The 25,784-nt window shown below is 72.4% G+C and carries 25 protein-coding genes; 23 read left to right on the top strand and 2 right to left on the bottom strand.

Annotated elements, in window-relative coordinates; genetic code table 11:
* Window positions 1-56 precede the first annotated feature (56 nt).
* The 10 genes from JT362_RS28295 to JT362_RS28250 all read left to right on the top strand — a co-directional run bounded on the left by JT362_RS28295 (window position 57) and on the right by JT362_RS28250 (window position 11,235).
* Complete coding sequence (locus JT362_RS28295; RefSeq protein WP_260194882.1) at window positions 57-1,718, top strand: ATP-binding protein; 1,662 nt, start codon at window positions 57-59, stop codon at window positions 1,716-1,718.
* 75 nt (window positions 1,719-1,793) lie between these two features.
* Complete coding sequence (locus JT362_RS28290) at window positions 1,794-2,468, top strand: response regulator (protein WP_260194881.1); 675 nt, start codon at window positions 1,794-1,796, stop codon at window positions 2,466-2,468.
* Window positions 2,469-2,688: 220 nt separating this feature from the next.
* Window positions 2,689-3,303, top strand: coding sequence for a translation initiation factor IF-3 (gene infC, locus JT362_RS28285; protein ID WP_260195090.1), 615 nt, complete (start codon window positions 2,689-2,691; stop codon window positions 3,301-3,303).
* A gap of 82 nt (window positions 3,304-3,385) precedes the next feature.
* Window positions 3,386-3,580, top strand: coding sequence for a 50S ribosomal protein L35 (rpmI, locus tag JT362_RS28280; protein WP_260194880.1), 195 nt, complete (start codon window positions 3,386-3,388; stop codon window positions 3,578-3,580).
* A 60-nt stretch (window positions 3,581-3,640) separates the two neighbouring features.
* Window positions 3,641-4,015, top strand: coding sequence for a 50S ribosomal protein L20 (rplT, locus tag JT362_RS28275; protein WP_260194879.1), 375 nt, complete (start codon window positions 3,641-3,643; stop codon window positions 4,013-4,015).
* An 8-nt stretch (window positions 4,016-4,023) separates the two neighbouring features.
* Window positions 4,024-4,818 carry a TrmH family RNA methyltransferase gene (locus tag JT362_RS28270; protein WP_260194878.1) on the top strand — a complete coding sequence of 265 codons (795 nt, stop codon included), beginning with the start codon at window positions 4,024-4,026 and terminating at the stop codon, window positions 4,816-4,818.
* 146 nt (window positions 4,819-4,964) lie between these two features.
* Entirely contained in the window at window positions 4,965-6,035 is a 1,071-nt protein-coding gene (gene pheS, locus JT362_RS28265; RefSeq protein ID WP_260194877.1) for a phenylalanine--tRNA ligase subunit alpha, read from the top strand.
* Window positions 6,036-6,067: 32 nt separating this feature from the next.
* The gene (pheT, locus tag JT362_RS28260) at window positions 6,068-8,587 is read left to right on the top strand and encodes a phenylalanine--tRNA ligase subunit beta (protein WP_260194876.1); all 2,520 of its coding nucleotides are present in this window, start codon (window positions 6,068-6,070) and stop codon (window positions 8,585-8,587) included.
* A gap of 360 nt (window positions 8,588-8,947) precedes the next feature.
* Window positions 8,948-10,546, top strand: coding sequence for an alpha/beta hydrolase (locus tag JT362_RS28255; RefSeq protein ID WP_375546573.1), 1,599 nt, complete (start codon window positions 8,948-8,950; stop codon window positions 10,544-10,546).
* Between the two features lie 104 nt (window positions 10,547-10,650).
* Window positions 10,651-11,235 (top strand): hypothetical protein, encoded by a 585-nt coding sequence (locus tag JT362_RS28250; protein ID WP_260194874.1) that lies wholly within the window; start codon window positions 10,651-10,653, stop codon window positions 11,233-11,235.
* Between the two features lies 1 nt (window position 11,236).
* On the opposite strand, the gene JT362_RS28245 is transcribed toward JT362_RS28250, so the two are convergent.
* A complete protein-coding gene (locus tag JT362_RS28245; protein ID WP_260194873.1) occupies window positions 11,237-11,977 on the bottom strand; it encodes an SDR family NAD(P)-dependent oxidoreductase in 741 nt (246 codons plus the stop codon).
* Between the two features lie 69 nt (window positions 11,978-12,046).
* Between JT362_RS28245 and JT362_RS28240 the strand changes: the two genes are divergently transcribed.
* From JT362_RS28240 to JT362_RS28185, 12 genes are all read left to right on the top strand, one after another.
* Window positions 12,047-12,628: a TetR/AcrR family transcriptional regulator gene (locus JT362_RS28240; protein WP_260194872.1), complete on the top strand. Its 582-nt coding sequence runs from the start codon at window positions 12,047-12,049 to the stop codon at window positions 12,626-12,628.
* A gap of 32 nt (window positions 12,629-12,660) precedes the next feature.
* Window positions 12,661-13,689: an N-acetyl-gamma-glutamyl-phosphate reductase gene (gene argC / locus JT362_RS28235; protein WP_260194870.1), complete on the top strand. Its 1,029-nt coding sequence runs from the start codon at window positions 12,661-12,663 to the stop codon at window positions 13,687-13,689.
* Window positions 13,686-14,837, top strand: coding sequence for a bifunctional glutamate N-acetyltransferase/amino-acid acetyltransferase ArgJ (gene argJ, locus JT362_RS28230; RefSeq protein WP_260194868.1), 1,152 nt, complete (start codon window positions 13,686-13,688; stop codon window positions 14,835-14,837). The genes argC and argJ overlap by 4 nt, the downstream gene beginning before the upstream one ends.
* Window positions 14,834-15,733, top strand: a complete 900-nt coding sequence (argB, locus tag JT362_RS28225; RefSeq protein ID WP_260194866.1) for an acetylglutamate kinase — start codon at window positions 14,834-14,836, stop codon at window positions 15,731-15,733. Before argJ ends, argB begins: the two co-directional genes overlap by 4 nt.
* Window positions 15,730-16,923 carry an acetylornithine transaminase gene (locus JT362_RS28220; RefSeq protein ID WP_260194864.1) on the top strand — a complete coding sequence of 398 codons (1,194 nt, stop codon included), beginning with the start codon at window positions 15,730-15,732 and terminating at the stop codon, window positions 16,921-16,923. The genes argB and JT362_RS28220 overlap by 4 nt, the downstream gene beginning before the upstream one ends.
* Window positions 16,924-17,844, top strand: a complete 921-nt coding sequence (gene argF, locus JT362_RS28215) for an ornithine carbamoyltransferase (protein ID WP_260194862.1) — start codon at window positions 16,924-16,926, stop codon at window positions 17,842-17,844.
* Between the two features lie 5 nt (window positions 17,845-17,849).
* Window positions 17,850-18,359: an arginine repressor gene (locus tag JT362_RS28210; protein WP_260195089.1), complete on the top strand. Its 510-nt coding sequence runs from the start codon at window positions 17,850-17,852 to the stop codon at window positions 18,357-18,359.
* Window positions 18,356-19,558 (top strand): argininosuccinate synthase, encoded by a 1,203-nt coding sequence (locus JT362_RS28205; RefSeq protein ID WP_260194861.1) that lies wholly within the window; start codon window positions 18,356-18,358, stop codon window positions 19,556-19,558. The genes JT362_RS28210 and JT362_RS28205 overlap by 4 nt, the downstream gene beginning before the upstream one ends.
* The gene (gene argH, locus JT362_RS28200) at window positions 19,551-20,960 is read left to right on the top strand and encodes an argininosuccinate lyase (protein WP_260194860.1); all 1,410 of its coding nucleotides are present in this window, start codon (window positions 19,551-19,553) and stop codon (window positions 20,958-20,960) included. The genes JT362_RS28205 and argH overlap by 8 nt, the downstream gene beginning before the upstream one ends.
* 36 nt (window positions 20,961-20,996) lie before the next feature.
* Window positions 20,997-21,569: a winged helix-turn-helix domain-containing protein gene (locus JT362_RS28195; RefSeq protein WP_260194859.1), complete on the top strand. Its 573-nt coding sequence runs from the start codon at window positions 20,997-20,999 to the stop codon at window positions 21,567-21,569.
* Between the two features lie 358 nt (window positions 21,570-21,927).
* On the top strand, window positions 21,928-23,169 hold the full coding sequence (locus tag JT362_RS28190; RefSeq protein WP_260194858.1) for an MFS transporter: 1,242 nt from the start codon (window positions 21,928-21,930) through the stop codon (window positions 23,167-23,169).
* A 9-nt stretch (window positions 23,170-23,178) separates the two neighbouring features.
* Window positions 23,179-23,832 (top strand): DNA-3-methyladenine glycosylase, encoded by a 654-nt coding sequence (locus JT362_RS28185; RefSeq protein ID WP_260194857.1) that lies wholly within the window; start codon window positions 23,179-23,181, stop codon window positions 23,830-23,832.
* Here the strand turns inward: JT362_RS28185 and JT362_RS28180 are convergent.
* Window positions 23,829-24,098 carry a PASTA domain-containing protein gene (locus JT362_RS28180; protein ID WP_260194856.1) on the bottom strand — a complete coding sequence of 90 codons (270 nt, stop codon included), beginning with the start codon at window positions 24,096-24,098 and terminating at the stop codon, window positions 23,829-23,831. The genes JT362_RS28185 and JT362_RS28180 overlap by 4 nt on opposite strands.
* An 86-nt stretch (window positions 24,099-24,184) precedes the next feature.
* Here JT362_RS28180 and tyrS point away from each other — a divergent pair, with 86 nt between their 5' ends.
* Window positions 24,185-25,459, top strand: coding sequence for a tyrosine--tRNA ligase (gene tyrS / locus JT362_RS28175; protein ID WP_260194855.1), 1,275 nt, complete (start codon window positions 24,185-24,187; stop codon window positions 25,457-25,459).
* Window positions 25,460-25,784: the final 325 nt, after the last annotated feature.

Here is a 25,784-nt window from a genome sequence, read left to right as displayed (position 1 = left end):
TCGGTCGCGAACGGGCCGGCTGCCGGGATCACCGTGAACCAGGCCACACTGTTCGCATGACGCGGACCGTGCGAAGCGGCCGGCTCGGGCGGTGGAGCCTGGCCGGCCAGCTGCTGGTGCTGCAGGTGATCATCGTCGGGTTGCTCGTGATCGCCGGCGCCGCGCTGTCCTACCTGGACATCGCCGACCGCGCCGAGGAGTCCACCCGGAACGAGGTCGTCTCGGTCGCGCTGACGATCGCCGACTCGCCCGTCGTGACCGACGCGGTCCGCACCGACGACCCCAGCGCACTGCTGCAACCGTTCGCCGAGCGCGTCCGGCACGACACCGGCGTCGACTTCATCACGATCATGGACCCCACCGGCCGCCGCTACACCCACCCCAACCCCGAGCGGATCGGCGGCCAGTTCCTCGGCCACACCGAGCAGGCCCTGGCCGGCAACACCTTCACCGAGACCTACACCGGCACGCTCGGCCCGTCGGTCCGCGCGGTCGTCCCGGTGTACGGCACGGGCGAGAACGTCGTCGCCCTGGTCAGCGTGGGGATCACCCTCGACTCGATCGCCGGCCAGGTCCGCGAGCGGCTCGTGCCGCTGGGCATCGTCGCCGGGACCGCGCTGGTCGTCGCCATGACCGGCACCTTCCTGGTGAACCGCCGGGTGGCGCGGCAGACCCACGGCCTCGGCCCGGCCGAGCTGAGCCGGCGGATCGAGTACCACGAGGCGATCCTGCACACCGTCCGCGAGGGCCTGCTGCTGCTCGACCAGGACGGCCGGGTCACCCTGATCAACGACGGTGCCCGCACACTGCTCGACCTCACCGGTGACGTCGAGGGCAGGCTGATCGACGAGCTCGGCCTGCCGCCGGACGTGGTCGCCAGCCTCTCCCCGGACGGCACGAGCGTCGACGAGATCCGGCTGACCGAGCGGCGCGTGCTCGTGGTGAACTCCGCGCCGGTCCGGTCGGGCAGCGGCGACCTGGGCACCGTGGTCACCCTGCGCGACCACACCGACCTGCAGGCACTCACCGGCGAGCTGAACTCGGTACGCGGGTTCGCCGAGTCGCTGCGCTCGCAGGCCCACGAGGCGGCGAACCGGCTGCACACCGTGGTGTCGCTGGTCGAGCTCGGACGCACCGAGGAGGCCGTCGAGTTCGCCACCGCCGAACTCGCGCTCGCCCAGCAGCTGACCGACCGGGTCGTCGGCGCGGTCTCCGAGCCGGTGCTCGCCGCGCTGCTGCTCGGCAAGGCCGCCGAGGCCAACGAACGCGGCGCGGAGCTCGTGATCACCCCGGAGACCGAGATCGACGACGCGGTACTCGGCGGAGACCAGGCCACCGCCCGCGACGTGGTCACCATCCTCGGCAACCTGATCGACAACGGGCTCGACGCCGCCCTCGACGGCACCGGCACACCGAGGGTGTTCGTCACCGCACGCACCGAGGACGGCGAACTGGTCCTGCGCGTCGCCGACACCGGCGGCGGCCTGGCCGCCGAGTCGGTGCAGGAGGCGTTCGCCCGCGGCTGGTCGACCAAGGGCACCGCCGCCGACGGGACAGCGGCCCGCGGTCTCGGCCTCGCGCTGGTGCGGCAGGCCGTCCGGCGCAACCGGGGCATCATCGAGGTGGGCGACGACTCCGCCGGCGGCGCGGTGTTCACCGTGCACCTGCCCAGCGCCAAGGAGCGCGAGCCGACCGGCCCGAGGAACGGCGGCGGATGAGACACGGCTCAGTGGACCAGCCGCAAGTACGTGACCAGGCCAAACCGGCAGAAAGAAGCTCAGGGAGGCGGACCAGTGATCAACGTGCTGGTCGTCGAGGACGACCCGGTGGCCGCCGACGCGCACCGGCTCTACGTCAGCCGGGTGCCGGGGTTCGCCGTGGTCGGCGTCGTGCACTCGGCGGGGGAGGCCCAGCGGGCGCTGGCCGCCGGCGGCGAGGTCGACCTGCTGCTGCTCGACCAGTACCTGCCCGACGGCACCGGGCTCGACCTGTGCCGCACGCTGCGCGCCGGTGGCCTGCTGGTCGACGTGATCATGGTGACCTCGGCGCGGGACCTCGCGGTGGTGCGCGCCGCGGTCTCGATCGGGGTGGTGCAGTACCTGCTCAAGCCGTTCACGTTCGCCACCCTGCGGGAGAAGCTGGAACGCTACGCCCGGTTCCGGCGGAGCGTCGACCGGTCGGAGGCCGCCGACCAGACCGACGTGGACCACCTGTTCGCCACCCTGCGCGGCACCGACACCGCGCTGCCCAAGGGGATGAGCGGACCGACGCTGGACGCCGTCGCCGCCGTGCTCCGGGACGCGGAGGACGGGCTGTCCGCCGGCGCCGCGGGCGACGTGCTCGGCATGTCCCGGGTCACCGCCCGGCGATACCTGGAGTACCTGGCCGACAACGGGCTCGCGGTGCGCCAGCCGAGGTACGGCCAGGTCGGGCGGCCCGAGCTGCGGTACCAGTGGACGCCAACGTAACCGCACCAGGGCGATCTGCTAACCTGTCCGGTGCGACCAGCCTCGTCCAGCACGAGGCCGCAAAGTGGAGCCCCGCTCCCACCCGAGTCACTTCGGTGTCCGGGTTCCGGTCGCCGCTGGTGGTGTCGGCGGGTACGGCACCTCCTGGCGGCGTGTCGGGTCGGAAGCGGGCCCCGTGCACCACCGGTGCGCGGGGTTCGTGCGGTTTGTGGGGCAATACATCAGCGAGCGTCGTTGTTGCACAGACTGGCATACGACACCGGCCCGAGGAGGCCCCATCAGCTCCGACACACGTATCAACGACCGCATCCGTGTCCCGGAGGTCCGGCTGGTCGGACCGAGCGGCGAGCAGGTAGGTATCGTGCGCATCGAGGACGCACTGCGCCTGGCTCAGGAAGCGGACCTGGACCTCGTGGAGGTCGCCCCGCAGGCACGCCCGCCGGTCTGCAGGCTCATGGACTACGGCAAGTTCAAGTACGAGAGCGCGCAGAAGGCGCGGGAGTCCCGCCGTAACCAGCAGCTCACCGTGATCAAGGAGCAGAAGCTCCGCCCGAAGATCGACAAGCACGACTACGAGACCAAGAGGGGCCACGTCATCCGGTTCCTCGAACACGGGAACAAGGTCAAGGTGACGATCATGTTCCGCGGCCGGGAGCAGTCCCGGCCCGAACTCGGCTTCCGGCTGCTGCAGCGGCTGGCCGACGACGTCGCCGACCTCGGCTTCGTCGAGGCCGCGCCGAAGCAGGACGGCCGAAACATGATCATGGTGTTGGCGCCCCACAAGTCGCAGAAGACGCGGCCCATCAAGTCGAGCGCGGGCACCGACACGAACTGACCGGCGCGGAGCGCGCACGGCACGGTAGACCGGGGTGAGCACGCGGCACCCCGGTGATGGATAGTGCGAGGAAGTAGTAGGCATGCCCAAGAACAAGACCCACTCCGGCGCGTCCAAGCGCATCCGGGTCACCGGCAAGGGGAAGCTGCGTCGGCAGAAGACCGGCCTGCGGCACAAGCTGGAGAAGAAGCCCAGCACGCTCACCCGGCGCCTGTCCGGCACCACCGAGGTGGCCGCCGCGGACGTCCGCCGCGTGAAGAAGCTGCTCGGCCGCTGAGCCGCCCCGTTCCTTGACCACCGGGCCCTCGCGGCCCCAGAGATCGACAGGATTTGAACCGTGGCACGCGTCAAGCGGGCGGTCAACGCCCACAAGAAGCGCCGCACGACCCTTGAGCTGGCCAGCGGCTACCGCGGCCAGCGCTCGCGGCTGTACCGCAAGGCGAAGGAGCAGATGCTCCACTCGCTCAACTACGCCTACCGGGACCGGCGCGCCCGCAAGGGTGACTTCCGCCAGCTGTGGATCACCCGCATCAACGCCGCGGCTCGCCAGAACGGCCTGAGCTACAACCGGTTCATCCAGGGCCTCAAGGCCGCCGGTGTCGAGGTCGACCGCAAGATCCTCGCCGAGCTCGCCGTCAACGACGCGGCCGCGTTCGCCGCGCTGGTCGAGGTGGCCAAGGAGAACGCCGGCACGCAGGGCAAGGCTTCCTGAACACGTCCGTGTCACGACCCGGGGACGGTCCTTTCACCGAGAGGACTCCCCGGGTCGTCGCCGCTCGGGCCCTGACCCGCCGCGCCGGCCGCGACAAGGCGGGCCGGTTCCTGGTCGAGGGCGCGCAGGCCGTGCGCGAGGCGCTCGCGCACGGTCGCGTGCACGAGCTGTTCGCCGCCGTCCCGCTGCCCGACGACCTGGCCGCGCTGGCCGCCGACGCCGGCGTGCGGGTGTCGCCGGTGACCGAGCGCGCGGCCGCCGGACTCTCCGAGACGGTGACCCCCCAGGGCCTGGTCGCGGTGTGCGACCTGGTGGCGGTCCCGCTCGCCGAGGCGCTGCGCGGCACGCCGCGGCTGGTCGCCGTGCTGGTGGGCGTCGCCGACCCGGGCAACGCCGGCACGGTGATCCGGGTGGCCGACGCCGCGGGCGCCGACGCGGTGATCCTGGCCGGGCACACCGTCGACCCGCACAACGGCAAGTGCGTGCGCGCCTCCACCGGCAGCCTGTTCCACCTGCCGATCGCCCGGTCCGCGTCGGTTCCGGACGTCCTCGCCGCCTGCCGCGCCGCCGGCCTCGAACTGGTCGGCGCCGACGGGCACGCCACCGCCGACCTGGACCAGGCGTCGCCGACCGGACCGGCCGCGTGGGTGTTCGGCAGCGAGGCACACGGCCTGTCCGACGACGTGCGCGCGGCGCTCGACCGCTCCCTGCGCGTGCCGATCTACGGCTCGGCGGAGAGCCTCAACCTGGCGACCGCGGCGGCGGTCTGCCTGTACGCGACGGCCTGGCGGCAGCGCGCCTGACCGGTCCGGCCGCCCCGTGGCGGCCTTGGCCGGCGCTGCGTGCGAACCGCTTGGTCGGATCACCTAGGATCACGGGTGCTCGGGGTGTGTTTCGTTGTCCCGGGCGACCCCGACTGGCCACCGTCTCCGGGAGCTGTTCACCGACCATGTCCGCAGCCAACGACTCCTACGATCCCAAGCAGGTCGCGGCCCTCGCGCCGGAGACCCTGCAGGCCGCCGTGGAGCAGGCGCGCAAGGAGTTCACGACCGCCGCGGACCTCGACGCCCTGGCCGCCGCCAAACCCGCGCACCTCGGTGACAAGGCACCGCTGATGGTCGCCCGCCGCGAGATCGGGGCGCTGCCGCCGCAGGCGCGCTCGGACGCCGGCAAGCGGGTCAACGAGGCACAGAAGACCGTCCGGGACGCCTTCGACGAGCGCCGCGCCGAGCTGGTCGCCGAGCGGGACGCGCGGGTCCTGCGCGAGGAGGGCGTGGACGTCACCCTGCCGTGGGACCGGGTGCCGCGCGGCGCCCGGCACCCGATCACCACGATCTCCGAGCGGATCGCGGACGTGTTCGTCGGCATGGGCTACGAGATCGCCGAGGGCCCCGAGCTCGAGACCGAGTGGTTCAACTTCGACGCGCTCAACTTCAAGAAGGACCACCCCGCGCGCACGATGCAGGACACCTTCTACGTCGCGCCCGCCGACTCCGGCCTGGTGCTGCGCACCCACACCTCGCCCGTGCAGATCCGGGCGCTGCTCGAGCGCGACCTGCCGGTCTACGTCGTCTGCCCCGGCCGCACCTTCCGAACCGACGAGCTCGACGCCACCCACACCCCGGTGTTCCACCAGGTCGAGGGGCTGGCCGTGGACAAGGGCCTGACCATGGCCCACCTCAAGGGCACCCTGGACGCGTTCGCCCGCGCCATGTTCGGCGACAAGGCGAAGATCCGGCTCCGGCCGTCGTACTTCCCGTTCACCGAGCCGTCCGCCGAGCCGGACGTGTGGTTCGAGGAGAAGAAGGGCGGCCCCGGCTGGGTCGAGTGGGGCGGCTGCGGCATGGTCAACCCGAACGTGCTGCGTGCGTGCGGAATCGATCCCGACGTCTACTCGGGCTTCGCGTTCGGCATGGGCATCGAGCGGACCCTGCAGTTCCGCAACGGCATCCCGGACATGCGGGACATGGTGGAGGGCGACGCCCGGTTCACCATGCCGTTCGGCACCGAGGCCTTCTAGAACAGTTTCAGCGGTAACCGAAAGGAACACCCGTGCGGGTTCCCGTCAGTTGGCTCACCGAGCACCTGGAGACGGACGAGACGTACTCGGCCGAGCAGATCGCCGACGCGTTCGTCCGGGTCGGGCTCGAGGTCGAGGAGGTCACCCCGCTCGGCCCGGTGACCGGCCCGGTCGTGGTCGGCCGGGTGGCCGAGATCGAGGAGCTGACCGAGTTCAAGAAGCCGATCCGGTACTGCACGGTCGAGGTCTACGAGGCCGACGACCACGCCGAGATGGTCGCGGACGGCTCCGACGAGCCGCGCACCCGCGGCATCGTGTGCGGGGCCACGAACTTCGTCGAGGGCGACCTCGTGGCCGTCGCGCTGCCCGGCGCGGTGCTGCCGGGCGGGTTCGCGATCTCCGCGCGCAAGACCTACGGCCGGATCAGCGACGGCATGATCTGCTCGGCCCGCGAACTGGGCCTCGGCGACGAGCACTCCGGCATCCTCGTGCTGCCCAGCGGCGAGGCGGCCGCCGGTGACGACGCGATCGAGCTGCTCGGCCTGGACGAGACGATCATCGAGCTGTCGATCACGCCCGACCGAGGGTACGCGTTCTCCATCCGCGGCCTGGCCCGCGAGCTGGCCTGCGCGCTCGACGTGACCGGCCGGGACGCCGCCGCGGTCGACGTGCCGGAGGCCGAGGGCGACGCCTACCCGGTGCGGATCGAGGACGGCGAGGGCTGCGAGCGGTTCGTGGCGCGCCGGGTCACCGGCGTCGACCCGACCGCGCCGACCCCGTGGTGGGTGCGGCGCAGGCTGATGCTCGCCGGCATCCGGTCGATCTCGCTGACCGTCGACGTCACCAACTACGTGATGCTCGAGACCGGGCAGCCGATGCACGCGTTCGACACCTCGACCCTGCGCGGCGACATCGTCGTCCGGCGCGCGAAGGCGGGGGAGACGCTCACCACGCTCGACGACGTGGAGCGCACCCTCGACGACGACGACATCGTGGTGGCCGACGACTCCGGCCCGATCTCGCTGGCCGGCGTGATGGGCGGCGCGTCCACCGAGGTGCGCCCGGACAGCACGGACATCCTGCTGGAAGCCGCGATCTGGGACCCGCCGTCGATCGCGCGGGCGGTGCGCCGGCACAAGCTGCCGAGCGAGGCGGCCAAGCGGTTCGAGCGGTCGGTCGACCCGCAGCTGCCGCCGCACGCGCTGGAGCGCGCGGCGCGGCTGCTGCGCGACAACGCGGACGGCAACATCCAACCGGGCCGCACCGACGAGGGTGGTGCCCGCCCGCTCGCGCCGGTCACGATGCCGATGAGCCTGCCCGACAAGGTCGCCGGCACCGAGTACGAGCGTGGCGCGACCGCACGCAGGCTGGCGCAGATCGGCTGCGCGATCGAGGTCGGCTCGACCGACGACGGCAAGCCGAGCGTGACCGTGGTGCCGCCGAGCTGGCGCCCGGACCTCGTGGAGCCCGCGGACCTGGTCGAGGAGGTGCTGCGCCTCGAGGGCTACGACACGATCCCGTCGGAGCTGCCGGCCGCGCGTCCCGGCAAAGGGACGACCGCGGCGCAGCGGCGCAAGCGGACCGTGGGCCGGGCGCTGGCCGAGGCCGGGTACGTCGAGGTGCTGCCGTTCCCGTTCGTGTCGCCGTCGGTGTGGGACGCGTTCGGCCTGGCCGAGGACGACTCCCGCCGCCGGACGGTGACCGTGCTCAACCCGCTGGAGGCCGACCGGAGCGAGCTGTCGACGACGTTGCTGCCGCCGCTCCTGGACACCCTGGTGCGGAACGTGTCCCGCGGCATGCGAGACGTGGCGCTGTTCCACATCGGACAGGTAGTGCTGCCGATGGCGGAGCAGGTGCCGGTGCCGTCGGTGGGCGTGGCGGACCGCCCGAGCGAGGCGGACCTGGCGAGCCTGCAGGCCGCGCTGCCCACCCAGCCGACCCATGTCGCCGTCGTCCTGGCCGGCAACCGGCAGCGCGCCGGCTGGTGGGGTCCCGGCGAACCCGCCTCCTGGGCGGATGCCGTGCAGGCCGCCAGGATCGTCGCCGAGGCGTCCGGAGTCGAGCTGACCGTGCGCGCGGCCGAGCTGGCGCCGTGGCACCCGGGCCGGTGCGCGCGCCTGCTGGACGGTGACGTGCCGCTCGGGTACGCGGGCGAGCTGCACCCCAAGGTCGTGGACGCCCTCGGCCTGCCGAAGCGAACGTGCGCGATGGAACTCAAGCTGGACGGCCTGCCGCTGGTGGAACGTCGTCCCGCGCCGTCCCCGTCGCCGTACCCGCCGGTGCTGCTGGACGTGGCGCTGGTCGTGGACGCCGACGTGCCGGTGGACGAGGTCGCGACCACCCTGCGCGGTGGCGGCGGCGACCTGCTCGAGGACCTGCACCTGTTCGACGTGTTCACCGGCGAGCAGGTGGGCGAGGGCAAGCGGTCGCTGGCCTACGCGCTGCGTTTCCGCGCCCAGGACCGCACGCTGACCCTCGACGAGGCCACCACCGCCCGCGACGCCGCCGTCGCCGCCGCCACCGAACGCCACGGAGCGACTCTTCGCGCCTGACAGCCGGTGGGCAAGGACGCACGCTGAGCGCGGTGGAGGACGCCCTTCCCACGCACTCGCTGGCCGGCTCGGTGTGTCCGCGGTTCCCTCATGCCGCGGTGCGGTTGGCGTGGAGCCAGCCGAGGCTCGGCGTTCACTCGACGCGCTCGGCCTCCCGCGAGGAGTGCACCAGCACCGTCCCCGCATCGCTTCGAAGCGGGCGAACGGTTACGGATCAACGCCGACAAAACGGCGTGGTGACGTGACGCTCGCGTGCCGTGCTGTCACGATCCGGTGAAACGGCTTTCGGGGTATTTCCACGAACCGCCCCGGAAGGCAGGCTTCCGGTGAAGTCGGCGGGACGACGAGAAATGGGGCGTAGTGAACAGAGTGGTCGCCGCGACGGCGGCAGCGTGTGCGGTGCTGGGTGGCCTGGTCATGGCCCCGACGGCGGGTGCGGCGGCACCGGAAAAGCCGAGGTTTCCCGAATTCGTACCGGAACCCGTCCAATGGGGTGAATGCGACGATCCCCGACTGGTGGCAGCGGGTGCGGAATGTGGCTTTGTGTCCGTTCCGCTCGACTATCGCCACCCGAATGGGGAGAAAATTCAGCTAGCCGTGTCGCGGGTGCTGCACAAAACCCCGGACCGGCAGGCGCAGGGCCCGATGCTGGTGAACCCGGGCGGCCCCGGCGGTTCCGGCCTCGTCTACGCGGCCTTCGGCGGCCTGGTCCCGGACGGCGCGGGCGACGCCTACGACTGGATCGGGTTCGACCCGCGCGGCGTCGGCGCCAGCGAACCGTCGCTGAGCTGCGTGCCCGACCACGACGGCTACGACCGCCCGTTCTACGTGCCGGTCAAGCGCGAGTACGAGCGCGCCTGGCTGCGGCGCAGCGAGAACTACGCCGACGCCTGCGAGGCCGACGGCGGCAGCCTGCTCGACCACATGACCACCGTCGAGTCCGCGCTCGACGTGGAGAGCATCCGCAAGGCCCTCGGCGCCGAGCGGATCAACTACTACGGCTTCTCCTACGGCACCTACCTCGGTCAGGTCTACGCCACGATGTTCCCGGACCGGCTCGATCGCGTGGTCTTCGACGGCAACGTCGACCCGACCCGTGTCTGGTACCGGTCCAACCTCGACCAGGACCTCGGCTTCGACCACAACATCGAGGTCTACTTCGACTGGGTCGCCGAGCACGACGGCGTCTACCACCTCGGCACCACCGGCCGGGAGGTCGAGCGGCGGTACTACACCGAGCTGGCCGGACTGGTGCGGGAACCGGCAGGCGGGATCATCGGCCCCGACGAGTGGGCCGACATCTTCCTGCAGGCCGCCTACTACGTGTACGGCTGGGAGGACGTCGCCACCGCCTTCGCCGGCTGGGTGCACGACCGGGACTGGGAACCGCTGCGCGACCTCTACGGCACGCCACCGTTCGACGACAACACGCACGCCGTCTACCTGGCCGTCGTGTGCACGGACGCGCCGTGGACCAGCAGCTACCCCCGCTACAAGTTCGACAACTGGGTGACCCACTTCCGGGCGCCGTTCGCGACCTGGGGCAACGCCTGGTTCAACGCACCGTGCCTGACCTGGCCCGCGCGGTCGCACCGGCCGGTCGACGTCGACGGCAGCGGCGTGGACAGCGCGCTGCTGATCAACGAAACCCACGACGCCGCGACGCCGTACGAGGGCGCGCTCGAGGTGCGCGAACGCTTCCCGAACGCCGTGCTCGTCGAAGGCGTGAACGGAACCACCCATTCGGGTTCACTGTCCGGCGTGGAGTGCACCGACAGCATCATCGTCGAGTACCTGAGGACCGGCACCCTGCCCGCCAGGCAGCCCGGCAACCGGTCCGACGTGCGCTGCGACCCGGTGCCCGAACCCGCGCCCGCCGGCGCGGCCGACCGGCGGACCGAGTCCGCCGGTCCCGCCGACCTGCGCCGGGAACTCGCCGAGACCGCGCTGCCTCGGTGACCGCTGGGGCCGGGCGTCCACGCATCGGACGCCCGGCCCATCAGTGTCTGGTCCACCTCTGGTCCATGCCCCGGTTCCATGCTGAGGGCCAGGAGGAACCAGACATGAACGACACCGTGCCCCCGCTGGCGGGTCTCACCCCCGTCTTCACCCTCACCGTGCTGGAGTGCCGCCTGCCCGATGACGAGGCCGCGTTCCGCGCGCTGCGCCAGTTCCTGCGCGACACCCTCGGCGACCCCGGCCGCTCGCGCGCCGTCCGCCTGCCGGGGGAGCGGCTGCTGACCACCCCCGCCGACGAGGTCGACGGCCTGGGTCCGCTCGCCGACGTCGGCCCGGACGCGCTGTACGTCCTGGTCCGCGAACGCTGGCAGCACTCGCGCTGGAGCGCCGACCTGCACGACCTGATCCACGAGCTGACCCTCGCCGTGCGCCGCCGCCGGCTGGTCGCCGTGCACAGCCCGGTGTCCGGCCAGCTGCTGCGCCGGTGGACCCGCTCCGGGGCGCCGTACCGGTTCCTGCCCGAGCCGGTGCTCGCCGAGACCTTCCCCGAGAACCGGGACGGCATCGCCGCGACGCCGGTCTGGTCGCGGCTCGTCTCGCCGGCCCGGCTGGGGTTCGAGGCCTACCTCGCCGAGACCGTCGACGCCCTCGACCGGCTCGGCAAGGCCCTGGACGCGCGCGGGGGCTGAGTCAGGCCAGGTAGCCGCCGTCGATGGTCAGCACGGAGCCGGTGACGAAGGACGCGGCGGGGCTGGCGAGGAAGACGATCCCCGCCGCCACCTCCTCGGGAGTGCCGAACCGGTTCATCGCGTTGGTCGCGCGCTGCTCGTCGGCGAACGCGCCGTCCGGCGGGTTCATGTCCGTCGCCACCGCGCCGGCCTGCACGACGTTCACGGTGATCCCGCGCGGTGCCAGGTCCCGCGCCGCGCCCTGGCTGTAGCCGACGATCGCGGCCTTGGACGCGGCGTAGTCGGCCACCCCGACGAAGCCGGCGCGGGTGGACAGCGTCGAGCCGACCGTGACGATCCGGCCGCCCTCGCCGAGCACCCCGGACGCGGCGCGGATGGCGGCGACGACACCACCGGTGTTGACCGCGAGCTGCCGGTCGAAGGCCGCCGTGTCGACCGCCGTGTCGACCGCGCCGTTGACGGACACCGCCGCGTTGTTCACCAGGATGTCCAGTCGGCCGAAGTCGGCCACCACGGTGCCCACCAGGTCCTCCACCTGCCGCTGGTCGCCCTGGTCGGCGCGCAGCGCGGCGGCGCGGACGCCGGTGTCCGTGAGCTCCCGGACCACCTCGGACGCGCGGTCCGCCGATCTGGCGTAGCTGATCACGACGTCGGCGCCGGCCGCGGCCAACGCGCGGGCGGCGGCCGCTCCGATCCCCCGCGAACCCCCGGTCACCAGCGCGACCTTTCCGAACAGCACCATGTCTCCTCCATTCTGTACCGATCGATACTGAAAGGTACGGTATCGATCGGTACAGAAGGAGGGGTGGCCATGGTCGGTCGGCCACGCGGGTTCGATCCGGAGGAGCGGCTGGAGCGGGCGCTGGAGGTGTTCTGGCGGCACGGCTACGAGGGCGCGGCGCTGGCGGACCTGACCGCCGCGATGGGGCTCAACCGCCCGAGCCTGTACGCCGCGTACGGCAACAAGGAGTCGTTGTTCCGCAAGGCGGTCGACCGCTACCTGGCGGGGCCCGCGCGGCACATCGGCGGCGCCCCGGACGAGGCGACCGGGCGCGCTGCGGCGGAGCGGCTGCTGCGCGGGGCGGTCGAGGTCGTCGTCGCGCGCGACCACCGGGGCTGCCTCGTCACCCAGGGCGCACTGGCCACCGGCGAGCAGGGCGAACCGGCCCGGGCCGAGCTCGCCGCCCGGCGCCGCGCGGGCCTGGAGCGACTGCGGGAGCGGCTCGAACGCGCGCAGGCCGACGGTGACCTCGCCCGGGACGTCGACGCCGCCGACCTGGCCCGGTTCGTCACGACCGTGTCCTACGGGCTCTCCGTCCAGGCCACCGACGGCGCCACCCGCGAGGAACTGCACGCGGTGGTCGACCTGGCCATGCGCGCCTGGCCGGTTTGATTGACCTTGCATGGTCATGCATAATCATTCGCGTGACGGTACGAATCGCGGTCGGCGGTGCCAGCGGGTACGCCGGGGGAGAGCTCCTCCGGCTGCTGCTCGCGCACCCCGAGGTGGAGATCGGCGCGCTGACGGCCGGGAGCAGTGCCGGCACCCGGCTCGGTGAACACCAGCCGCACCTGGTGCCGCTGGCCAACCGGACGCTCGCCGAGACCACCGCGGACACCCTCGCCGGGCACGACGTCGTCTTCCTCGCCCTGCCGCACGGGCACTCCGCCGCCATCGCCGCGCGCCTCCCGTCCGACACGCTCGTGATCGACTGCGGCGCCGACCACCGGCTGACCGACCCGGCGGCGTGGCGGCGCTGGTACGGCGGCGAGCACGCCGGCCACTGGCCCTACGGCCTCCCCGAGCTGCCCGGCGCCCGCGCCGCCCTCACCGGCGCCACCCGCGTCGCCGTCCCCGGCTGCTACCCGACCGGCGCCACCCTGGCCATCGCGCCCGCGCTCGCCGCCGGGCTCGTCGAGCCGGACGTCGTCGTCGTGTCGGTCACCGGCACCTCGGGCGCGGGCAAGGCGCTCAAGCCGCACCTGCTCGGCTCGGAGGTCATGGGCTCGGCCACCGCCTACGGGGTCGGCGGCACCCACCGGCACACCCCGGAGATCGCCCAGAACCTCGCCGCCGTCGCGGACCGCCCGGTGCGGGTGTCGTTCACACCGGTGCTCGCACCGATGCCGCGCGGGATCCTCACCACCGCCTCCGCGCCCCTGACGCCCGGCGCGGACGCCGAGGCCGTGGCGGCCGCGTACGGCAAGGCCTACGACGACGAGCCGTTCGTGCACCTGCTCGACGGCAACGGCTGGCCCGCCACCGCCGCCACGCTCGGCTCGAACGCCGTGCACCTCCGGGCGACCGTGGACGCCGACGCCGGCCGGCTGGTGGCCGTGGCCGCGCTCGACAACCTGACCAAGGGCACCGCGGGCGCCGCCGTCCAGTCGATGAACATCGCACTCGGGATGCCGGAGACCACCGGCCTGTCGACAGTGGGGGTAGCGCCGTGACCATCAACCAGCCCAAGGGCTTCCGGGCCGCCGGGGTCGCCGCCGGGATCAAGCCCAGCGGTGCCAAGGACGTCACGCTCGTGGTCAACGACGGCCCCCTCGACCTCGCAGCGGGGGTGTTCACCCGCAACACCGTCAAGGCCGCGCCCGTGCTGTGGTCCCGGCAGGTCCTCGCCACCGGCCGCGCGAAGGCGGTGGTGCTCAACTCCGGTGGCGCCAACGCCTGCACCGGCCCGGAGGGCTTCCAGGACACCCACGCCACCGCCGAGCACGTCGCCGCCACGCTCGGCCTCGGCGCGGTCGACGTCGCCGTCTGCTCCACCGGCCTGATCGGCGCCCGGCTCCCCATGGACCGGATCCGGGCGGGCATCGACGCCGCCGCAGCGACCCTGGCCACCACCCCGGAGGCCGGCCTGGACGCCGCCACCGCCGTGATGACCACCGACACCGTGCCCAAGCAGGCCGCCGTGGCCCGCGACGGCTGGACCGTCGCCGGGTTCGCCAAGGGCGCCGGCATGTGCGCGCCCAACATGGCCACCATGCTCGCCGTCCTCACCACCGACGCGGTCCTCGACGACGTCGACACGCCCCTGCGCGCGGCCGTCGAGACCACGTTCAACCGGCTCGACGTCGACGGCGGCACCTCCACCAACGACACCGTGCTGCTGCTGTGCTCCGGCGCGTCCGGCGTGACGCCCACGCCCGAGGAGTTCGCCGAGGCGCTGCGCGAGCTGTGCGCCGACCTCGCCGCCCAACTGCAGGCCGACGCCGAGGGCGCCACCAAGCACGTCACGGTCACCGTGCGCGGCGCCGCCACCGACACCGGGGCGCTGGCCGCCGCCCGCCAGGTCGCCGGCGACAACCTCTGCAAGACCGCGTTCTTCGGCTCCGACCCCAACTGGGGCCGGATCGCCATGGCCGTCGGCAACGCGCCGGTCGACTTCGACCCCGCCGACCTGGACATCACGCTCAACGGCGTCCCGGTGTGCCGCGCGGGCGCCGCCGCCGAGGACCGGAGCAAGGCCGACCTTTCCGGCCGGGACGTCCTCGTCGAGATCGACCTGCACGCCGGCCCGGGGGAGGGCACGGTGCTCACCACCGACCTGTCCCACGGCTACGTCGAAGAGAACAGCGCGTACTCGACATGACCTCCGCCGAGGCACAGGAGAAGGCGGCCGTCCTCATCGAGGCCCTGCCGTGGCTGCAACGGTTCCACGGCGCCACGATCGTGGTGAAGTACGGCGGCAACGCGATGGTCGACGAGCGGCTCAAGGCCGCGTTCGCGCAGGACATGGTGTTCCTCAAGCTCGCCGGCATCCACCCGGTCGTGGTGCACGGCGGCGGCCCGCAGATCACCGCGATGCTCGACCGCCTCGGCATTCCCGGCGCGTTCCGGGCCGGCCTGCGGGTGACCACCCCGGAGACCATGGACGTGGTCCGGATGGTGCTCACCGGACAGGTCAGCCGCGAGCTGGTGGCGTTGATCAACGCGCACGGCCCGTACGCGGTCGCGATCTCCGGCGAGGACGCGAACCTGCTCACCGCCCGCCGCCGGACGGCCACGGTGGACGGTGCGGAAGTGGACCTCGGGCTCGTCGGCGAGGTCGTCGCGGTCGACCCGGAGGCGGTGCTCGACATCGTCACCGCCGGCCGGATCCCGGTCGTGTCCACAGTGGCCCCCGACGCGGACGGCCTGGCGCACAACGTGAACGCCGACACCGCGGCCGCCGCGATCGCCGTCGCCCTGCGTGCCGAGAAGCTCGTGATGCTCACCGACGTCGAGGGCCTCTACGCCAACTGGCCCGACCGGGACTCGCTGGTCGACGTCGTGCACGCCGACGAGCTCGAGCGCATGCTGCCCGGTCTCGCCAGCGGGATGATCCCCAAGATGGAGGCGTGCCTGACCGCCGTGCGCGGCGGGGTCCCGCGCGCGCACGTGATCGACGGGCGGCTCGCCCACTCGGTGCTGCTCGAGGTGTTCACCGGCAAGGGTGTCGGCACGATGGTCCTGCCAGAGGTCCTGCCAGAGGAGGAGGTTCAGTGATCGGCTCCAACGCGGACGGCCGGGCACGCTGGCGTTCGTCCATGATGGACAACTACGGCACCCCGCGGCTCACCCTCGTACGCGGCGACGGCGCGTACGTGTGGGACGCCGACGGCAACCGCTACCTCGACCTCGTCGGCGGCATCGCGGTCAACGCCCTCGGCCACGCCCACCCCGCGGTCGTCGCGGCGGTCACCGAGCAGGTCGCCACCCTCGGCCACACCTCGAACCTGTACGTCAACCCGGTCACCGTCGAGCTCGCCGAGGCGTTGCTGGACGTCGCCGGGCTGACCGGCCAGGCGAAGGTGCTGTTCTGCAACTCCGGCGCGGAGGCCGTCGAGGCCGCGGTGAAGCTCACCCGGCTGACCGGCCGCTCCGGCATCGTCGCCTGCGAGGGCGCCTTCCACGGCCGCACCATGGGCGCCCTCACCGTCACCGGGCAGCCGGGCAAGCGCACCCCGTTCGAGCCGCTGCTGCCGGACGTCACCCACGTCCCGTTCGGCGACGTGGACGCCCTGCGGGACGCCGTCGACCAGGACACCGCGGCCGTCTTCGTCGAGCCCGTGCTCGGCGAGGGCGGCGTGCGGCCCGCGCCGGCGGACTACCTGCGGGCCGCCCGGGAGATCACCCAGCGGGCCGGCGCGCTGCTCGTGGTCGACGAGGTGCAGACCGGCCTCGGCCGGCTCGGCAGCTGGTTCGCCTTCCAGCAGGCCGGTATCACCCCCGACGTGGTCACCCTGGCCAAGGGCCTCGGCGGCGGCCTCCCGCTCGGCGCGTGCATCGGCGTCGGCGCGGCCGGCGACCTGCTCGGGCCGGGCCAGCACGGCACCACCTTCGGCGGCAACCCGGTCACCAGCGCCGCCGGCCTGGCGACCCTGCGCACGATCGCCGCCGACGGCCTGTGCGAGCAGGCGGCCACCGTCGGCAAGGAACTCGCCGCCGGCGTGGAAGCGCTGAACCACCCGCTGGTCGCCGAGGTCCGCGGCACCGGCCTGCTGCTCGGTATCGCGCTCACCCGCCCGGTCTCCGCCTCGGTCGCCGAGCACGCCGAACACGCCGGCTACCTGGTCAACCCCGTCCAGCCGGACACCATCCGCCTGGCCCCACCGCTGATCGTCGACACCGAGCAGGTGCGCGGGTTCCTCGCCGCCCTGCCGGCCGCGCTCGACGCCGGAAGCGAGGAGTCCTAGATGGTCCGCCACTTCCTGCGGGACGACGACCTCACCCCGGCCGAGCAGGCCGCGGTCCTCGACCTCGCCGCCGTGATGAAGGCCGACCGGCTCACCTCCCGCGCGCTCGCCGGGAAGTCCGTCGCCGCGATCTTCGAGAAGAACTCCACCCGCACCCGGCTGTCGTTCGAGGTCGGCATCGCCCAGCTCGGCGGCCAGCCGATCGTGGTCGACGGGCGCACCATGCAGCTCGGCCGCGAGGAGACCATCGAGGACACCTCCCGCGTGCTGTCCCGGTACGTCGACGCGGTCGTGTGGCGCACCTACGCGCAGGCCAGGATGACCGCGATGGCCTCGGTGTCGCGGATCCCGGTGGTCAACGCGCTGACCGACGAGTTCCACCCCTGCCAGGTGCTCGCCGACCTGCAGACGATCCGCGAGCGGCACGGCAGGCTCGCCGGCGTCACGCTGACCTACCTCGGCGACGGCGCGAACAACATGGCCCACTCGCTGCTGCTCGGCGGCGCCACCGCCGGCATGCACGTGCGGATCGCCGGCCCGCAGGGCTTCCACCCACACGGCGAGGTGCTGCTCGACGCCAAGCACCGCGCCCAGGAGACCGGCGCCACGGTCACCCTGCTGAGCGACCCGCACGCCGCCGTCGATGGCGCCGACGTGCTGGTCACCGACGCCTGGACGTCGATGGGCCAGGAGAACGACGGCAAGGACCGGGTGTCCCCGTTCCGCCCGTTCCAGGTCAACGCCGAACTGCTGGCCCGCGCCGCGCCCGGCGCGATCGTGCTGCACTGCCTGCCAGCGCACCGCGGCGCCGAGATCACCGACGAGGTCCTCGACGGCCCGGCCAGCGCGGTGTGGGACGAGGCCGAGAACCGCCTGCACGCGCAGAAGGCCCTGCTCGCCTGGCTGATGGAGCAGGCGTGACCACCGTGAACCCCACCCGGGTCGCCAGGCAGGCCAGGATCACCGAGCTGGTCACCTCGATGGGCATCCGCAGCCAGACCGAACTGGCGAAGCTGCTCGCCGCCGAGGGGATCGAGGTCACCCAGGCCACCCTGTCCAGGGACCTCGACGAGCTCGGCGCGGTCAAGCTGCGCGGCGTGGACGGCGGTGCCGCCGTCTACGTCATCCCCGAGGACGGCAGCCCGGTCCGCGGCGTCCAGGGCGGCACCCAGCGCCTGGGCCGGCTGCTGGCCGAGCTGCTGGTGTCCGCGGACTGCTCGGCCAACCTGACCGTCCTGCGAACCCCGCCCGGTGCCGCGCAGTTCCTGGCCAGCGCGATCGACCGGGCAGCCCTGCACGAGGTCGTCGGCACCATCGCCGGTGACGACACCGTGATGGTCATCGCCAGGGAACCGTTGTCCGGCAAGGACTTGGCCGAGCGCTTCACCGCGCTCGCCGCCCGAACCGACGTTGAAGAAGGAGAGAAAGCACCATGACTGAACGGATCGTCCTCGCCTACTCGGGCGGTCTGGACACGTCCGTGGCGATCGGTTGGATCGCCGAGGAGACCGGCGCCGAGGTCGTCGCCGTGGCGGTCGACGTCGGCCAGGGCGGCGAGGACCTCGACACCATCCGCAAGCGCGCTCTGGACTGCGGTGCCGTGGAGGCCGTGGTCACCGACGCCCGTGACGAGTTCGCCGACCAGTACTGCCTGCCCGCGCTGCAGGCCAACGCGCTCTACATGGAGCGCTACCCGCTGGTGTCCGCGCTGTCCCGCCCGGTGATCGTCAAGCACCTGGTGGACGCCGCCAAGTACCACGGCGCCACCACCGTCTCGCACGGCTGCACCGGCAAGGGCAACGACCAGGTGCGGTTCGAGGTCGGCATCGGCGCGCTCGCGCCCGACCTCAAGGTCGTCGCCCCGGTGCGTGACTTCGCCTGGACCCGCGAGAAGGCCATCGCCTGGGCGCACGACCGGAACCTGCCGATCGACCAGACCAAGTCCTCGCCGTACTCGGTGGACCAGAACGTGTGGGGGCGCGCGGTGGAGACCGGCTTCCTCGAGGACATCTGGAACGCGCCGATCGAGGACGTCTACTCCTACACCGACAACCCCGCCGACCCGCGCGACGCCGACGAGGTGACGATCACCTTCGACAAGGGCGTACCGGTCGCGATCGACGGCGAGACGGTGACCGTGTTGCAGGCGATCCAGCAGCTCAACCGCCGCGCCGGCGCGCAGGGCATCGGCCGGCTGGACATGGTCGAGGACCGGCTCGTCGGCATCAAGAGCCGCGAGGTCTACGAGGCCCCCGGCGCGATCGCGCTGATCACCGCGCACCAGGAGCTGGAGAACGTCACCGTCGAGCGCGACCTGGCGAGGTTCAAGCGGCAGGTCGAGCAGCGCTGGGCCGAGCTGGTCTACGACGGCCTGTGGTTCTCCCCGCTCAAGGACGCGCTGGACACGTTCGTCGCCAAGACCCAGGAGCACGTCTCCGGCGACATCCGGATGACCCTGCACGGCGGGCGTGCGGTGGTGACCGGCCGGCGCAGCGAGCAGTCCCTGTACGACTTCAACCTGGCCACCTACGACGAGGGCGACACGTTCGACCAGTCGCTGGCCAAGGGCTTCGTGCAGCTGTGGGGCCTGCCGTCGAAGATCGCCGCCAAGCGCGACCAGCACCATCATGGCTGAGCCGGTGCAGCTGTGGGGCGGCCGCTTCGCCACGGGTCCCGCCGAGGCGATGGCGGCGCTGTCCGCGTCGACCCACTTCGACTGGCGGCTCGCGCCCTACGACATCGCCGGTTCGAAGGCCCACGCCAGGGTGCTGCACCAGGCCAAACTCCTGACCGACGACGAGCTGGCGGGCATGCTCGCCGCCCTGGACCGGCTGCTCGCCGACGTCGAGTCCGGCGCGTTCACCCCCACCGTCGCCGACGAGGACGTGCACACCGCGCTGGAACGCGGCCTGATGGAACGCGCCGGCACCGAACTCGGCGGCAAGCTCCGCGCCGGCCGGTCCCGCAACGACCAGGTGGTGACCCTGTTCCGGATGTGGCTCCGGGACGCCGCCGGCCGGGTCGCCCGCGGCACGGTCGGCGTGGTCGAGGCGCTGCTGCACCAGGTCGACCAGCACCCGAACGCGGTGATGCCGGGCCGCACGCACCTCCAGCACGCGCAGCCGGTCCTGCTCGCGCACCACCTGCTGGCACACGTCCAGTCGCTCCTGCGCGACGTCGACCGCCTGCGCGACTGGGACCGCAGAGCGGCGGTGTCCGCATACGGCTCGGGTGCGCTCGCCGGCTCGTCCCTGGGCCTCGACCCGGCGGCGGTCGCCGAGCAGCTCGGCTTCCCGGCGGCGGCCGAGAACTCCATCGACGGCGTCGCCGCCCGTGACTTCGCCGCCGAGCTGGCGTTCGCCATGGCGATGCTCGGGGTGAACCTGTCCAGGATCGCCGAGGAAGTGATCATCTGGACCACGGCCGAGTTCGGCTACGCGGTCCTCGACGACGCCTGGGCGACCGGCAGCTCGATCATGCCGCAGAAGAAGAACCCGGACGTGGCCGAGCTGACCAGGGGAAAGTCGGGCAGGTTGATCGGCAACCTGACCGGGTTGCTGGCCGTGCTCAAAGCCCAGCCGCTGGCGTACAACCGGGACCTGCAGGAGGACAAGGAGCCCCTGTTCGACTCGGTGGAGCAGCTGGAACTGCTGCTGCCGGCGATCGCGGGAATGGTCGGCACCCTCCGCTTCGACGAGTCCCGGATGGCGTCGATGGCACCGGCCGGGTTCACGCTGGCGACCGACATCGCCGAGTGGCTGGTGCGCCAGGGCGTGCCGTTCCGGGTGGCGCACGAGGCGGCGGGGGACTGCGTGCGCATCGCGGAGTCCCGCGGTGTCGGCCTGGAGGCGCTGACCGACACCGAGCTGTCCGGGGTGCACCCCGCGCTGTCGCCCGAGGTACGCGACGTGCTGACGGTCGAGGGCTCGATCGCCTCCCGGGACGCACTCGGCGGAACGGCGCCGACGCGCGTCGCCGAGCAGCGGACGAGGGTCGGTGAGGTACTGGCCGACGTGCGGAACTGGCTTGCACAGTAGTTGTGCATAGTTAATGTGCACAGTTATTGTGCACGCATGGCGGATCATCTTCAGCTGGACAGCCGCGCCGTACGGGTGCTCGCGCACCCGCTGCGTGCGCGGCTGCTCAGCGAGCTACGCGTCAACGGCGCGGCGACCGCGACCACGTTGGCCGCCCGGCTCGACACCAACACCGGTGCGACCAGCTACCACCTGCGCAAACTCGCCGAGGTCAACATGGTCGAGGAGACCGGCGAGGGCACCGGCAAGCAGCGTTTCTGGGCCGCCGCGCAACGCTCCCACGGCTGGCAGGACACCGACGTCGAGAACGACCCGGACGCGCTCGCCGCGGCGGGCTGGCTGCGCGCGCACTACTGGGCGTACATGAGCGAGAAGGTCGCCCGCTGGGAGGACGCCCGGGACCGCTGGCCGGTCGCGTGGCGCGACGCCGCGGGGATGAGCGACATGCTGCTCGAACTGTCGGTACCCCAGCTACGCGCGATGACGGACGAGATCAACGAGGTCGTCCTCCGCCACCAGAACGCCGCCCTGGCCGACCCAGACGAGACCGCCCGCCGGATCACGTTCCTGTACTACGCGCTGCCCACCGACCCCGAGGACGCCCCGTGACCAGGGCCGCCCGCTCCGCGGCTCCCCATCACGGGGCTCCCCGTCACGGGGCTCCCCGTCACGGGGCTCCCCGTCACGGGGCTCCCCGTCACGGGGCTCCCCGTCACGGGGCTCCCCGTCACGGGGCTCCCCGTCACAGGGCTCCCCATCATAGGGCTCCCCGTCACACGGCTCCCCATCACGCAGCTCCCGAACCCGCCGGCCGTACCCCCGCCGCACCCGGTGCGTTAGCAAACCCCGCTCGCCAGACCTCCCCGCACCGCCCTGGGGGACCCCTCTTCTCACCCTATCGCCCACCCCCGACAGTTCCCGAACGTTCATCCACAGGCTTCGCCGTCGACCCGCCCCGGCGGACCCCGTGACCGCCCGCCAGACCCGCCGCCGGTACCTCGTCCTGCTCGCCCTCCGCTGGTTCCCGGTCGGCCTCTGGGTACCGATCACCGTCCTGCTCCCACTCGACCGCGGCCTCACCCTCGCCGAAGCCGGCCTCGCCGCCTCCATCCAGGGCTTCGTCGTCCTGGCCCTCGAACTGCCCACCGGCGGCCTCTCCGACTCCTGGGGCCGCCGCCCGGTCCTGCTCGCCTCGGCCACCGTCGGCGCGGTGTCCGTCGCGCTGATGACCGTCGCCGACACGTTCGCCGTGTTCGCCGCCGTCTACCTGCTCCAGGGCGTCTACCGCGCACTCGACTCCGGCCCCCTCGAAGCCTGGTACGTCGACGCCGCCCTCGCCGAGGACCCGAACGCGAAACTCGAACGCGGACTCAGCGCCGGTGGCACCGTCCTCGGCGCCTCGGTCGGCGCCGGCGCCCTGGTCACCGGCGCCATCGTCGCCTGGGCCGAGATGCTGGGCATCCCGACCCTGGTACTGCCCGTGATCCTCGCGCTCATCGTCCAACTCGCCGGACTCGCCGCGATCGCGCTGCTGGTGCACGAACCACCGCACCCCGCGGGCCGACGCCGGTTCCTGGCGTCCGTGCGCGACGTTCCGCGCGTCGTGGCCGACGGCGTCCGCATCGTCCGCGGCTCCCGGATCCTCGTCTGCCTGCTGCTCGTCGAGCTCAGCTGGGGCTTCGGCATGGTCACCTTCGAGGCCCTGCTGCCGGTGCGGATGACCGAACTCCTCGGCGGTGAGGAGGCCGCCGCCGCGATCATGGGCCCCGCCGGCGCGGCGGCCTGGCTCGCCTCCGCCGCCGGTGCCGCGCTGGTCCCACTGCTCACCAGCCGACTCGGCGTGGCGGTCAGCGCCGCCCTGCTGCGCGTCGTGCACGGCGTCACGGTCGTCGGCATGGGCCTGCTCGCCGGCCCGGTCGGCGCACTGACCGGGTACCTCGCGACCTACCTGGTGCACGGCACCGCGAACCCACCACACATGACGCTCCTGCACCGCGAGGTCACCAGCACGCACCGGTCGACGGTGGTCTCGATGAACTCGATGGTCGCCCAGCCGGCCGGGTCGATCGGCGCGATCGTGCTGACCGCGCTGGCGACAGGCACCTCGGTGAGCACGGCCATCGTCGTCGGCGCCGTCGTGCTCGCGCTCGCCGCACCGCTGTACCTGCCGGCGGCCAGGGCGGAACGCCGCCGGCCCGCGGCCGTATAGGCTCCGCACGTGTCCGTTGCCGGTAACCCGTCCCTGTTCCGGCAACTCAGCCGTGCCGAGTTGGCCGTCGACCCGATCGACGCGGCCAAGCTGCTGCTCGGCTGCCACCTCGAGTCGACCAGCGACGCCGGCACCGTGCGGATCCGCCTCGTCGAGGTGGAGGCCTACCGAGGCGGGGACGACCCGGCCTCGCACTGCTACCGGGGCAAGACCTCACGCAACGAGGTCATGTTCGGCCCGGCCGGTCACCTGTACGTGTACTTCGTGTACGGCATGCACTTCTGCGCGAACGTGGTCTCGTTGACCGACGGCGTGCCCGGCGCGGTCCTGCTGCGCGGCGCCGAGGTCGTCGACGGCGTCGAGCTGGCCCGCTCCCGCCGCCCGGCCGCCCGTTCCGACGCCGAACTCGCCAAAGGCCCCGCCAGGCTGACCGGCGTGCTGGGCCTGGAACGCGGGCACAACGGCGTCGACCTGACCGACCCCGACTCGCCCGTGCGCTTGCTGGCCGGCGACCCGGTGCCGGAGTCCGCGATCCGCACGGGTCCGCGCGTCGGCGTGGCCGTGGCGATGGACGTGCCGTGGCGGTTCTGGGTGGACTCGCCGTCCGTGTCGACCTACCGCCGGGGCGGCAAGGCCTCCCGGCGCTCGACGACCTCCCGTTAGGGCTCGTCCCGCGCCGCCCTGCGCACGCGGAGGTCCGGCGGCGGCGTTCGCGGCTCACGCACGCCCGAGCCGTCCTCGGGGATCTCGACCCACACGGTCACCGGATCCCACCGGTCCAGAAGCGTGTGCGGCTGAGGGGACTGGCGCACCACGACGCCGTGCATGACCGGATGCGGCGCGTCCGGGTCGGGGCCCTGGAGCAACAGTCCGCGATCATGGCCGAGGAGCCACGCGTTGAGAGCCTGCATGCCCCGGAAGTCAGGCACGTCGATCCGCGTACGCAGCGTTCATCACCCGGTAGGCGACGATACTCGCGGGACGCGGTCCACGTCGATACGAGAGTATGGCGAGCGTGAGTGAGCACATCCTCGACGAGCTGACCTGGCGCGGACTCATCGCGCAGTCCACCGACCTCGACGCGCTGCGCCGCGACCTCGACGCCGGCCCGCTGACCCTCTACGCCGGGTTCGACCCGACCGCACCCAGCCTGCACGCCGGGAACCTCGTACCGCTGCTCATGCTGACCAGGTTCCAGCGCGCCGGGCACCGGCCGATCGTGCTCGCCGGCGGCGCCACCGGGATGGTCGGCGACCCGCGTGACCAGGGAGAGCGCACGCTGAACTCGCTCGACGTGGTGGCTGAGTGGGCCGCGCGGATCCGCGGCCAGCTCGAGCGCTTCGTCGAGTTCGACGGCTCACCGACCGGCGCGGTCGTGGTGAACAACCTGGACTGGACCGGCGGCATGTCCGTGCTGGAGTACCTGCGCGACGTCGGCAAGCACTTCTCGATCAACGTGATGCTCGCGCGGGAGACGGTCAAGCGCCGGCTCGAGGGCGACGGCATGTCCTACACCGAGTTCAGCTACCTGCTGCTCCAGTCGCACGACTACCTCCAGCTGCACCGCAAGTACGACTGCGCGTTGCAGGTCGGCGGGTCCGACCAGTGGGGCAACATCGTCGGCGGCGTCGAACTGGTGCGCCGGATCGACGGCGACGCCGTGCACGCGCTGACCGCGCCGCTGGTCACCGACGCGGAGGGCCGCAAGTTCGGCAAGTCCACCGGCGGCGGGAACATCTGGCTCGACCCCGCGCTGACCTCGCCGTACGCCTGGTACCAGTACTTCGTGAACGTCGGCGACGCCGACGTCGTCCGGTACCTGAGGCTGTTCACGTTCCTGCCCCGCGAGGAGATCGACGCGCTCGCCGAGCAGACCGCCGAGCGGCCGCACCTGCGCGCCGCCCAGCGCAGGCTGGCCGAGGAGTTCACCCGGCTGGTGCACGGGGAACACGAGACCAGGCAGGTCATCGCCGCCAGCCAGGCCCTGTTCGGGCGCGGCGAGCTGCGCGACCTGGACGAGCCGACGCTGACCGCCGCCATGGCCGAGGCGCCGACCGGCTCGGTGCGCCTGGCCGACGCCCCCACGATCGTGGACCTGCTGGTGTCCTCCGGCCTCACCCCGAGCAGGGGAGCGGCGCGGCGCGCGGTCAACGAGGGCGGGGCGTACGTCAACAACGTCAAGATCGGCGACGAGGACTGGCGGCCGGCCACCGGCGACCTCCTGCACGGCCGGTGGCTCGTCCTGCGTCGGGGCAAGCGATCGACCGCTGGCGTCGAAGTAGCCCCCTGACCTGCGCGGACACCCCTTAAGGGGGGGTGCCTGCAAGGGGGTTTTCCGGGGTGTGTAACTTTATCTCTGCCAGCGCGGAACGGGCCCGAAACACCGGGAACGGAGCCTGGCAGGGGGTCACGAACCAAGCTCTCACGCGAGTGATAGAGTGGGTGACCCAAGCCCTTGAAGCAGACTCATAGAGTGTGTGACGAGTGCGCGTGTGTTGTTTGAGAACTCAACAGTGTGCCGATGAATGCTAGTGAGCTTGTGCCTGGCCTTTTGGACAGGTTTTTGCTGGGATTTCTCTGATAAAGCATTATTGGAGAGTTTGATCCTGGCTCAG

This window comes from Actinophytocola gossypii (genome assembly GCF_025165815.1).
Lineage (GTDB): Bacteria > Actinomycetota > Actinomycetes > Mycobacteriales > Pseudonocardiaceae > Actinophytocola > Actinophytocola gossypii.
Note: the sequence above shows the minus strand (reverse complement) of the source record. Positions and strands in the feature narration are given on the sequence as shown.